Origin of the sequence: Providencia sp. PROV080, from assembly GCF_033688105.1 — a bacterium.
Taxonomy (GTDB): domain Bacteria; phylum Pseudomonadota; class Gammaproteobacteria; order Enterobacterales; family Enterobacteriaceae; genus Providencia; species Providencia zhejiangensis.
Genome location: NZ_CP096346.1, coordinates 3,410,332 through 3,422,505 on the forward strand (window position 1 = coordinate 3,410,332; position 12,174 = coordinate 3,422,505).

Below are 12,174 nucleotides of genomic sequence, written 5' to 3' on the forward strand. Positions count from 1 at the left end.
TTTATAAGAGGTAACTTAATGATATTAATATAGTTACCACATAAAAAAACCGTTTAAAAAACAGCAAAAAAATCTACTTAACCATTTCAAATTAAGAAATAAGTAACATTTGTTATATTTTAACTTACTAGTTGTACTTATTAAACCCCAACACTTAATTAAGTGATTCTTTATTTAAAAAATCAACCAAAAATATATTAGAAACAATTCAATTAAACATTACAAAAAAAACAAATTAAAATAGCAACCTCTCATATTAAATAAATATGAGAGGGATTACATTACTTAGCAAATATAGATAAGTCTAAAGCACCATAATAAACACCAGGCTCAATATAGTTCTCGTCTTTGCATAAATTCCAGTCAATAGTAAATTCGCCGCTATAGGTGGAACTGCTTTCTAGTTCAATATCAAAAGTTTCACCAGTAAAGAGAATATCGCCCTCATCATCACAGTCTGAACCATTCTGATTAATTATCCCTTCAATATATAAACCGTTATCTTCATAATCTTCATTAATTAAATAGAATTTATTGGGTTCATTAATGATGTGTCCAGTCTGCAATCGAACTGAGCCTAAAACTGTATTACCAACTTGGCTATCACAATCAATTTCAACAGTCACTTGTTCATAATCAACAAGCCCTGTTGACTCATCAGAAGCAAGATAAAATCTAGGTGAAGTATTTCCATTTACATCAATAGTACAAGCATCTAATACATTGATATTAATAGAGCTAATTAAAACTTGTGACAAATCCCCCTCAGGTATAGGAGACAATGAAGCCGCATATAAATTATCAATGCGCTCTAAATCACTTAACGCGATAAAATATTCTCCAGGCGCTGCATCTTCAGGAGACAAAAATTTAATCACGCCACCTGTCACAGTAATATCTACAGAACGATCGTCATCAGCATCAAAAAAGTCATCCCCTGTGTCAGGATTAGGGGGCGTTAAACAATATGAATTACCTCTGACTGGCTCTAAATTATCAATATCAATCACTTCACCATCATGGACTCGAACAAACCCTTCATCTGTTGAACCATCATATTGTACTGGTCAAGTCCAAGTGGACACTTTTAATTGATAATTTTCATACTCAACAGGGCTCACATCCCCGTTAGCTGTATGAAGCCTTTTTACGTTATAATACTTCATGTAAGCCGTAACATCCGCAACCATTTCTTCGTAAGTTGCGTGATGGACTTTTAATATCCAGTCATGCTTTAAGCTTCCAAAGAAGCGTTCAACTACTGCATTATCCCAGCAAGCGCCTGTGTCGCCCATTGATTGCTTTATACCCATTCTGACTAAGGCTTTCCTTAGCTTTTTACTGGTGTATTGCGAACCGCGGTCGCTATGGAAGATAACTCCCTTAGGGTGCTTTCTTAGCCAATAAGCTTGTTGCAATGACTTTAAAACTAAGTCTGTCGTCATGCGTTTACTGATCGACCAGCCAACAATACGCCGCGAATAAAGATCCATGACCACGCTTAAATACATCCAGCCCTGTGCCGTTTTTAAGTAGGTAATATCACCCGCCCATACTTGGTTGGGCCGTTCTGGGTTAAAGTCCATACTGACTAAATTCGGCGCAGCCAAATGACGTTTATCGCGCTGTGTTGTTACCTTGTAAGCTACGCGCTGCCTAACGACAAGGTTAAGCCTTTGCATGATGGAACGCGTTTTATAACGACCAATAGCGAAGCCATGCTGATTCAGTTTTTTCATTAATTCACGGCTACCCAAGCTTTCACGGCTGTCTTTAAAAAGTTGCTTAGCTGTGCGATACAACATCAGTGTATCCTCAGTAATGAGCTGTGCTGGGCGTTTATCCCATGCATAGTAGCCTGAACGACTAAGCCCAAGCGTCTTACAACTTAAGCCTACTGGGTAGCCTTCTTGCCGTGCTTGGTGAATAAACTTAAAGTTTATTTCATTTCCTTGGCGAAGAAGGCCGAAGCCTTTTTTAATATTTCTTTCTCCATGCGCAAACGCTTGTTTTCAGCGCGTAGTTTGCGTAGCTCAGCACGCTCATCATCAGATAGAGCAACACCGCTGGCTTGGTCTTCAAAATGCTTTTTCCAAGCATAAATTTGGTTGGGATTAACACCTACGGCCTGAGCCGCTTCAACCACGCTGTAACCTTGCTCCGTCACCAAGGCAACAGCTTCTTGTTTGAATTCTTTGGTGTAGCTATTATATTTACGTTTCTGATTCATAATCACTCCAAGTCAGACAACTTCTAGTGTCTCAAATTGAAGTGTCTATTTGAATTAGACCAGAACATATTCAACCCATTCTGCTATTGCTGAATAATTTAAGGAAAAGTACCCTACATGATTATTATATTCATCTATTAAATAAAAATAATAGTGCCCATCCTCTTCGTATAGAATATCGTCACCAATACAAAAATATACGACATCCGTAATAGCGATCAACCCATCTAAAGATCTATTTGCAGTATTATACCTTGGTCCACTTAATGACACGCTTGCATTCGTCGAAACATAGGCAATTTCTGTATCCGGTGGAATGGTAACATCAATAGTATTAGCAAACCCTAATGAGCTATTCAGTAAACATAACGCTAAGATGGCCTTAACGACGTTTCTTTTTAAAGTCAATGCCATTATTTAACTCCTAAATTTAATATTCGCCATTTCACGCTGATTACTGACACGTTAAGTTAATTTTTCTAATTGGGTTGTCTTCCGTTACTGCAATATCTTTCAAATGAGAATAATGAGCACCACACGATGCACTGTGGCTATTTCCCCATTGGATCAGCAATGTTCCGGAATCAGGTAACCCACTCATATAAAGTTGGCCGTTATCACCCACAATACTGGTGTTTTCTTCATTTGTTTCATCATCAACCAGCTTAGCAATCGCCCCAAAAGGGATCACACCGTCTCGATAGGTTAGTGAAATTAGTGCCTGCATCCCGACACGTGTTGGGAATTTCGCTTTAACCACCGCGCCTTTCGTCGGGTAAACGTTTTGCGAGGTCTTTGGTAACGTCACATCATCGGGTAACGTATTCACATTCAAACCAATGGTATTTTTGGCGTATTCGTTCACGTTCGGGGCAACCGCATAACCAAACATATCAATTTTTGCATTACCTTGATTTAACGAGGTCCCATCCGCATCCGGTGCTTCAACTAACACCACCGAATTGCCTAATGTTCGTGCTAGTGTCACGCCACCTGAATGGATCACCATCCCACCATTGACACCCGCATTCACAGAAGAAGAACTTGATGAATAGTTATATCCCCCAGAAAAGCTGCCTTTTGAGGTGTTGTAATTCAGACTAATGGCGCTATTACTTTCTTGGTTGTTATTTCCCATACTCTGTGAAACAGAATAAGACAAGTCTCTGTCCAATAATGAACCGTGCAGCCCGACTTGCTGGCTATAGTTACCGCGGTTGTTTTTGGAAATATAATAATTACTGCTCATATTTCGTAAGTGCTCTTCATTGGTAAATAAACTGAAAGGCACATTCACATTGAAAGAAATTTGATGATTTTTAGGCCAATCATTACGGCTATCGGATTTTCTGTAGTCAATCGCATAACTGACGTTGTAATTCACCCCTTTAAAATTACCGTTATACCCTGTCGATAATTGGGTAGTTTCAGTATTGGAGTCCCAATAATCAGTACGGCTGCCACTTAAATAAATCGAACCATATTTGCCCAGTGATTGTGAAAGCGCGGTTCGGAAGCTGGAACGTTGACGTAAGCCTAACCAAGGCGCCACCCCATCATTGAGCTGATAATTATGGGTATTAAAATCAGAGAAGCTGAAGAAATGTCGAGTGGAATAACGTAATGCAGTTAAATCGACATTAGTTCCTGTAGAGGTTAAGCTTTTTGAATATTTAATCCGAAACGATTGGCCTTCTTTTCGATCACCGGAAACAAAAGAAGCCGCTGCATGGGTAATATCGACTGACAAAGCACCAAAATTACCCAATGAAATTCCTGTTCCCATCACCCCAGAAAAATAATCTTTAGAGAATAAAGAACCACCGTATAAGGTCACATCATGAGGCAAGCCATAAACCAAGCTACCCAACAAAAATTTAGCACGTTTAGAAGAGCGTGTTAAATTGCCGTTATATTCCCCTGCTGTGACTTCATATTTCATGCCACCCGGTCTTAACATCACCGGTAATGAAGAGTACGGGTAAACAAACGTTCTTTCAGAGCCATCTTCTTCACTGATATTGACCTGTAAATTTCCTGAAGACCCCGTTGGGTATAAGTCTTTAATACTAAAAGGCCCCGGTGCAACATAAGTTTGGTACACCACATTACCATTTTGGCTGACAGTGATCCGCGCATTAGATTGTGCAATGCCATTAATTTCAGGAGCAAAACCACGCATACTGGAAGGCAGCATTTTTTCATTCGAAAACAGCTTAATTCCTTTAAAAGGAATACTGTCAAACACATTACTGCCCGTTGAACTTTCCCCCACCAACACCTCACCCCGTAACGCGTTAATGGCTCGCATCACATAGGTGTTTGAAAAAGTGGATGTGCGATTAGTGTAATTACGGCGTCCTTCGGAGTTCGAATAATAATAACGATAATTTGAGCGCAAGCGCCAAGCACCTAAATTGACACCACCACGCATGCTCAAAAAAGCATTATCATTATTTTGCGTTTCCCGCTGAGATTTATTACGACTATGGCTGCCATTAAGTTGATAAGACAGCAGGATAGCCGGAATACCATTTTCCAGCATGCCTTCTGGTACGTAGCCATTAGCACGATTGTCCATATAAATCTGTGGGATACTGATTTCCATGGTCAGTTTAGACAGATTGGTTTTCACAAACGCCTCAGGAATGTAATCCCCTAACGCAATCATCTTTTCATCATCGGTGAGCTTTTGTAGCGTCGGAAGCGACGCTAAATTCACCCCAAGCTCACCGAGCATCGGTTTAGTGAATTCAGCGAAAACATCACCATCACGGCCTTTTACAAAAGTGACATCCATATTGCCCATGTCTCTTTTGTTAATAAATACCGTAATATTGTATTTACCCTCAGGCACGCTATTGGCTTTTTCAAATTGAGATAAATCGATTGAGTTCGGATCCATTCCTGACTGTAAAGACAATAGTTTTGGGTCAAAGTAATCCTCTGCATAAGAATAACCAGCAATGCCAAGACAATACGAAATAAAGCTTAGATAAAAAATTCTACTTTTCATCTTAGACGAATGATATAATTTCATAGTTATCTCTCAGTGATTTTTTTATAGTTTTTGGGTTTGCTCTGGCATTTCCAGCATGAATTCATTTAATAATCGCCATTTCACCGTGGCATTCGCATAATTCCCTTTCGGTAATGAATAACTTTGTTTTCCAAAAGGTGGAATTAATTTAAACAGTTGCATATTGTCAATTTGATGTTGACCCACCGCTAATTTCCCAAAGGTTAAATAAAGTGGAGACTGGTTATTCACAATCAGTTTTCCATCATCAAGAGTAAATTTTAATTTATCCTTAACATTGGCTATTTTAAGATTCTTAATTGCTTCTGGTCGATAATAAAACTTATAATGTAAAACTTTCGATAAGGTTAAAGCCCCATCCATTTTTTTAAAGTTCACCGTATTCTTAGTGCCTTTCGGTGGAATGGATTTTAATCGAATAAAGAACACAGATTCCCGGTCTTGCGGTAATTTTTTTAAATTATCAATTTTTTTTATTTGCCAGTTATATTCTGACTTTGCCTCTAGCCTATATAAAGGTGGTGTGATCATAAAAGGAATTGAGTTCTCCTTTTTTACATTCAGCCCTGTTGATTCATCAGGGATCGCAATATCCGCTTGAACAAGGTAGGCATTGTGATCGTTATTCTTTAATAAGAATGAGAGCCCTCGACTTTCTTGATGAAAAACTAATCTTTCACTCGGAAAACGCAAACCACTGCTAGTATTTTTTGCAGCAACCTGGTGAGCATTTAATAATCCGAAAAATAATACAACAAATGAAATTATTTTCATTTTTTAGCCTTATTTTCAAATATGAATGGCTTAGTCGCACCACCATAATCGTTCATTATTCGCCATGAAAAAGAATTCAGCCCTGCCATATCTGGGATAGTGATATTCGAATACGGTGCGATCATTTTATTTTTTATTTTACGCACATTATTCATCTTCATATCAACCAGTGTCGTGTAATACGGTGTCGGGTTATTGATGGTTAATGTATTATTTGCATAGCTCACTGATATCTTTCCATACGAGTCTTTAACTGCCATATCTAAGTTTTTAGGCCGATAATAAAGTTTAATAACCAAATTTGTAACTATGGATAATTTCCCACTACCTTTTTCATCATTTTTCTTTGGTGGAATAGCTCTTGAGCTAAAATAAAATACACTCTCACGATCTTTTGGCAATAAGCTTAATGATGCAGGAAAAATACGCATCATAAAGGTTGAGTTTTTTTCAACTCTAAAAATATTAGGTGTAATAATAAAAAAATCGCTTTTTTTATTATCTACATCATAAATTTCATTTTGAACAAGAAAGGGAGATCCCACATTATTTTTAAATGTCACAGATGCAGATTTATCACCTTCATTGAAAATGATCCGAGTCTTATTTAAACTTAAACCAGCAGAATAAGTAAAAAAAGAGAAAAAAAATAAGAAGACAGTAAGCGTTATTTTTTTCATTATAATCGCCCTAATCTGAAAAATAGCTAAAAGTGACATGAGCGGTAAAGTCACCAACATCATCTTCCGAACAGCTTTGTCTAAGATCATAACAGGCTAATACTGCGGTTAAGATAATATTTTCATCTCCATAGTCAATATCATCAAAAACGATATCTCCAACCGCAAAATTCTCTTGTTCATCTTCATCCATGATAGCGACACCAAAATAAGCATCGGGATCACTATTAAAGACATAGCCATCAGAGCCATCAACAATACTTCCAGACGTCATTTGAATATAGCTGGTTGAAAAATCACCTTCACAATCTTGAAGAATAATTTCAAACTTTCTCCTCTGCGTTTGCTCAATAATGTCCTGTATTGATACAATGCCAAAATCAATTTCATCAGAAGCTTCATAAAGATCTTCGACAATAATGTCACAGGGCTCTTGATCAACATAAGCTGTAAATTCAAAATGGATCGAATCATTATCAGCTTTCACTGAAATGGAAAACAATAAACAAAATAAGAAAGAAAAAGTAACCCAATATTTTTTCTTATTATGGTATTTGTAATGAGAGTTCAATGGCAGCATCAATATCACCTGATGTTATGGTTTGATTGTCAATTTTTGCGGCAACAACTTCAAAATAATGCTCACCAGTCCCTGACTCGACGATTGCCTCATCGCCAGAAAAAATCACTTCCTCACATGCACCATTGTCATCACCGCAGTTCATCAATAAAAAACCCACATTGATCGCGCTATCTTCATACAACACGTTATTTTTTATGTGTGTACTGCTTAATGGTGTAATCACAATATCGATGGATTCGGTGTCCTCTGAGATCCCTTCACAGCTATATTCCACCGTGAAAGACTTGCGATAATCACTTTCTTCGCCCGGCTGTAGTGCGTTCAGTACACTGCTGCTAAAAGGTTCATCAAAAATAACTTCCTGATCGCTATCTGCGGCGAATTCACAAGTTGCATTAGCTACCGTACCACTAAAATAAATCGTCGCACTTTCATCAGACAAGCTGACCTTAGGTAGTAAAACTGCTGGCAATAATACCCCTAAAAAATACTTATTGAATTTCTGCTGAATAACCATCATAACCCCCTAAATCATTAATTGCAGTCCATTTTGCTATTGCCCCTTTTGGCGTTTTTAGGTCAAAATTAATACTTGAAAATGGTGCTATCATGTTATTTTTATTATCTGAACTAATAGTCATCACTTTATTATTCAGCGTAACGCTAAATAGACTGATGTAATAAGGTGAACGATTGATAACCTCAGTTTTATTACCAACATTTTTAAATACTAGTGATGACTGTGCCTCTTTGGCTGTTTGCTTTAAATCTGTAGGTCGATAAAATAATTTGATAATATTATCAAAACCAATAATTACCCCTTCGCTGTTTTTATCTCTCGCCGGTACCATGCGGGCTTTGAAATAAAAAACAGACTCCCTATCTTTCGGCAGTTGATTATTGACCAACATAATGCGCACATCTTGTCGGCTCATTTTGTCTAAACGAAACAAAGGTGGTGCCACTTCAAAAGCATCAGGATATTGCTCATTCGCTATCGTGATTTGCGTGAGGTAATTCGTTTTTTCATCATTGTTTCTTAGTGTTACAGAAACACTTTTTTCACCTTGTGGATAAATAATGCGTGTTGCATCAATACCGACTCCTGCGGAGTAAGCAAAATTATTTAGCAATAAGAAATTAGCTACAATAATAAATAGCCAAACCTTTAACGACAGTGTGTTTTTCATAGGCTTTTATTAGGGTGATTACAAAATTGTAATCACCCTACTTTAATTAGTTATAAGCTACGCTAAAGATAACAGGAACATTCAGAATATCTGTATCGTTAGCACCATTCAGTGCGAACAGATCTGCTTGCATTGGTAGTAAATTCACCGCATTACCATCAACATCAGTAGCAGCACCTTCATCATCCGTACTCATCACCAGTGAATGATTCACACTGATTAATTGGTTTGGTTTAATTTCAGTGGCAGTGCCTGAAGCAGGATTAGTTTTAATTCCCACTGCTAATGTTTTTGCATCTGTGTTAGCAAAGAGATTGGGATTAAAGATACTTGCTTGACCATCTGCGTATAAACTTAATGCGCCAGAGGTAGTTTCAGCACCGGCACAGTTAGTTAATACTAAGTTGAAGTCTTTATTAGCAATGGATGTTGTTGGACCTTGAGTCACGCTCTCAGAGGTGAAAACACCAAAGTCAACAATCGACCCAGAGCTTGTTGCAATATCACAAGTTCCTTTCTGCAATTGTGCTTTAAAAGTTACCGTTGTTGTTGTTGCTGCCATAGCAGAACTTGCAACGCCAGCCGCTAACATTAATGCAGCGATAGATGCTAATTTAATTTTCATATTGAACCTCTTTTATAATGATATAAACGTGCGACACCACATAGAGACAGAGTTATTCTGACCCTAGATTTTTATAGAAATTACTTTATTACCCTTCAATGGGCATTTTGTTTAAAATAAATCACAATATTTGGATTTTTATATAGCATCATCAAATGATAAACAGAGATCATCGAGAATCATTTTTGATATTTTTCTTCTGCTAATTTAAAACTCAATTTTATTGATTTATTTCTAATATTAATTACTCGAATTCCAATCGAACGATCATCGATTTACTATATTCTCCTGGAATAATATTCCCGACAGACTGAACCATTCCATAAATGGATTTCCTATCCAGTATTCCTTCACGCACAGTCCAGCTTCCACTTGTCCCATTTATCGAAATTTCAAATGGTACCCATATTGTAACGCCACCTTGTGTATAGGGATTACCAGAACCATCAGCAGTAACAATAGATCCTGTAATTGTCGCATCTCCATTGCATTGGGTTGTTAATACCGTTGATTCATATTCTCCTGCCGAATTACTCGAAATAGTTCCTAAGTTAATATCGCCATCAATGTCAAAATTACACACAAGGTCATTATTTGGATCCACAATTGGTGGAATATATATAGGTGGATCGCCAAGATTATATTTCATTCCACAAGGGCCATTATGATGGTCAATATATGGAACTACATCAGGAGAATCTCCAGCACTAAATACATAAGGAGAACCTTGGCTTGGGCCCCCGGGAGGGCGTCCTGTTATTGGTGAGTAAAATCCTGCAGGCCCAGATACAACATAGATATTACCTGTAGAAGATTGTGCCTGATATCTAACAATGACAGGGTTTTCAGGCCCAGTATTACTAATACCATAATAGGAACCTATAGATACTCCTCCTGAGCTATTGGGACCATACATTGCTTTATATGACTCTTGATATATAGGTCCCATACCTGGTCGAAGTACAACAATACCAATAAATGCCTGACCTCCTAAGCACTCATTCGGAAGTGCGACTTCCATTGTTCCTGGAAAGGAGACTTGTAATTCACTGATAGTTCGAGTAACTCCATCACTGCCACGCCCTTGCCATGAGCGTCCTGTTGGTATTGATTGTGCATAACCAGTATGAACTATCTCATATTGAGGATCTAGTACTGCACCAGTTCCTGCACCACTTCCTTGGCCGCTCCATAAATAGTCTGCTGAACCACCGTAACCATACGATGATATCATTGTAAAAAATAGAATAACTAATCTATTCATATTGTCCCACCATATTACCGAGTCAATAACTCAATACACATGATTAAAATAAATATTTATTTCTGTTTTCAAACAAAGGTGTTAATAAAAAAACCTAGCATCCATTGAAGAACGAAATACCAATAAAGAAATAGATATAATGAGTAACACCATTACATTATCTATATTCTATTACTCATAACTCAACGTATAAGTCATTATTGCTTCAAAATTTCCTGGCACTAAACTTTTATTCGCCAGTGCCTCTCGCTCACCTTGTACATAAGCCTTTAAACGAATGGTCATATCTCCATCTCTTAGAGGTACAGCATAATCAGTTGTTCCGTCTATCGGAATAGGGCGACCGTCCAAATATTCTAAGCCAACTCCTGCCCCTTTTGCTTCGCTACCAGGAGTAAACATCAGTAACCCCTCACTGTTCACAGGGCCTGAAAATGAGGCTTTTACTGTACTGCCCAATGATGTATCACAATCTTTTAGCTCAAACGTAATCAAAAACCCCGATGTGCGTGTAAAGCGGTACAGAGACTTAGTTGGCGTTACCCCTAAATAATAATAAGGATCTTCAGTACCTGGGACGATAGTGCAAGGCAACGCAATCAATGTACCTTTGTAGTGAATGTCGACTGTGGAGTCCGCCCTTACTAACCATGACGAAAACAGTAAACTCGACAATAATAAGGTGCAACTCCCGCTAAAAACTTTCTTCATCATCATCTCATCCACCTTACGGATAGCGTATTTCGACTGTGCCTGTGGCATAAAAATCACCTTCCAGTAAATCCACCGCTGGGTCTCTGACGGGAACAGCTGATAACGGAATAACAGCAGAGCCACCACTCGACATCACAATCGGGATATTGGCATCATCCGGCGCAACGACTTGTCCTTGATAATACAAACGGATTGCAAGGCCATCGCGATTAGTCAGCACAGCATTATTATCGAATAATCTGGCCTCCATCCCTGTATAACCCAGATAAAGTCGTACATCGTTCCCGAGATCATCGCCACAAGTGACTCTCAATGAGAAATTCTGCATGTAATTAATACCATCAATTTTGGTAATCCCGACTTCATCAAAATCCACCATAATGGGATCATTATCCCCCGTGATATCACAGGGAGGATTGCCAATGAGATTACCGGTAAAATTGACGCGTGTTGATGCATTCGTAAACGGTGCATTGAAGCTAAGCAGCAATATTGCTATCGCACACCAAGCCGCTGACTGATTGAATCGCTGAAGTTTCATTAGTTATACTCCACCGTCAGTAATGCGGAAGCGTCAAACTCACCATCATCCAACCCGACATTCGCATTTTTCACCGGAACAACCGTTAATGTGGGCTCATTGCCATAGGTAAACGGGATCTCATCATTAAATGAGAAAGGATGACCATTTTGCTTCACCAGTAGCCCTAAACCAGTTCTGTCAGTTCTTAGTAATCGATAGCCGCCCGCCGTAAAATTTGCCCCTGAATTATTTTCAAAAAACAAATTCAAAGACGTTCCATTAACCGCATCATCACAATGTAAGCTGTACGGTATCGGCCGCTCATACGCCACACCATCAATGTTATTAATGATCATGTCACCAAAATCGACCTCAATGGTTTGATTATTATTGATATCGCAGGTTTTCAGCTCCACAGTAAACTTCACCTCAAATGACAATCGATCCGAACCCGCTTGGCTTATCATTGAAAAAGCACCGCTGAACCCTAATGCTACTGCACACAACCAAAACCGATGACTTACCATCCCTTTCATTGTTGACAGCTCCTA

Annotated in this window: 14 protein-coding genes; all 14 read right to left on the reverse strand. The window is 38.4% G+C overall.

The genetic code is table 11. The features are described from left to right. Positions 1-281 precede the first annotated feature (281 nt). Positions 282-1,010: a hypothetical protein gene (locus tag M1F03_RS15285; protein ID WP_318839993.1), complete on the reverse strand. Its 729-nt coding sequence runs from the start codon at positions 1,008-1,010 to the stop codon at positions 282-284. Between the two features lie 57 nt (positions 1,011-1,067). Next, positions 1,068-2,230, reverse strand: a protein-coding gene (locus tag M1F03_RS15290; protein ID WP_130574490.1) for an IS3 family transposase whose coding sequence is annotated in 2 segments (ribosomal slippage) — positions 1,068-1,966 and positions 1,966-2,230 — 1,164 coding nt in all. Because the reading frame shifts where the segments join, the coding sequence is not laid out codon by codon here. A 54-nt stretch (positions 2,231-2,284) separates the two neighbouring features. Beyond that, positions 2,285-2,644 (reverse strand): hypothetical protein, encoded by a 360-nt coding sequence (locus M1F03_RS15295; protein ID WP_318839994.1) that lies wholly within the window; start codon positions 2,642-2,644, stop codon positions 2,285-2,287. Positions 2,645-2,684: 40 nt separating this feature from the next. Beyond that, positions 2,685-5,246 (reverse strand): fimbria/pilus outer membrane usher protein, encoded by a 2,562-nt coding sequence (locus tag M1F03_RS15300; protein ID WP_318839995.1) that lies wholly within the window; start codon positions 5,244-5,246, stop codon positions 2,685-2,687. Between the two features lie 45 nt (positions 5,247-5,291). Further along, a complete protein-coding gene (locus M1F03_RS15305) occupies positions 5,292-6,044 on the reverse strand; it encodes a molecular chaperone (protein WP_251464642.1) in 753 nt (250 codons plus the stop codon). After that, complete coding sequence (locus M1F03_RS15310) at positions 6,041-6,724, reverse strand: molecular chaperone (protein ID WP_318839996.1); 684 nt, start codon at positions 6,722-6,724, stop codon at positions 6,041-6,043. Before M1F03_RS15310 ends, M1F03_RS15305 begins: the two co-directional genes overlap by 4 nt. 10 nt (positions 6,725-6,734) lie before the next feature. Then, positions 6,735-7,304: a fimbrial protein gene (locus M1F03_RS15315; protein ID WP_251464644.1), complete on the reverse strand. Its 570-nt coding sequence runs from the start codon at positions 7,302-7,304 to the stop codon at positions 6,735-6,737. Further along, a complete protein-coding gene (locus M1F03_RS15320; protein WP_272661153.1) occupies positions 7,270-7,824 on the reverse strand; it encodes a fimbrial protein in 555 nt (184 codons plus the stop codon). The genes M1F03_RS15315 and M1F03_RS15320 overlap by 35 nt, the downstream gene beginning before the upstream one ends. After that, complete coding sequence (locus M1F03_RS15325; RefSeq protein ID WP_251464646.1) at positions 7,799-8,497, reverse strand: molecular chaperone; 699 nt, start codon at positions 8,495-8,497, stop codon at positions 7,799-7,801. The genes M1F03_RS15320 and M1F03_RS15325 overlap by 26 nt, the downstream gene beginning before the upstream one ends. 46 nt (positions 8,498-8,543) lie before the next feature. Continuing rightward, positions 8,544-9,122, reverse strand: coding sequence for a fimbrial protein (locus tag M1F03_RS15330; protein WP_251464647.1), 579 nt, complete (start codon positions 9,120-9,122; stop codon positions 8,544-8,546). Between the two features lie 244 nt (positions 9,123-9,366). Then, positions 9,367-10,386, reverse strand: coding sequence for a hypothetical protein (locus tag M1F03_RS15335; RefSeq protein ID WP_251464648.1), 1,020 nt, complete (start codon positions 10,384-10,386; stop codon positions 9,367-9,369). 171 nt (positions 10,387-10,557) lie between these two features. Continuing rightward, entirely contained in the window at positions 10,558-11,148 is a 591-nt protein-coding gene (locus M1F03_RS15340; protein WP_251464649.1) for a fimbrial protein, read from the reverse strand. After that, entirely contained in the window at positions 11,114-11,641 is a 528-nt protein-coding gene (locus M1F03_RS15345; protein ID WP_251464650.1) for a fimbrial protein, read from the reverse strand. The genes M1F03_RS15340 and M1F03_RS15345 overlap by 35 nt, the downstream gene beginning before the upstream one ends. Continuing rightward, a complete protein-coding gene (locus M1F03_RS15350) occupies positions 11,641-12,159 on the reverse strand; it encodes a fimbrial protein (protein ID WP_061064387.1) in 519 nt (172 codons plus the stop codon). Before M1F03_RS15350 ends, M1F03_RS15345 begins: the two co-directional genes overlap by 1 nt. Positions 12,160-12,174 lie beyond the last annotated feature (15 nt).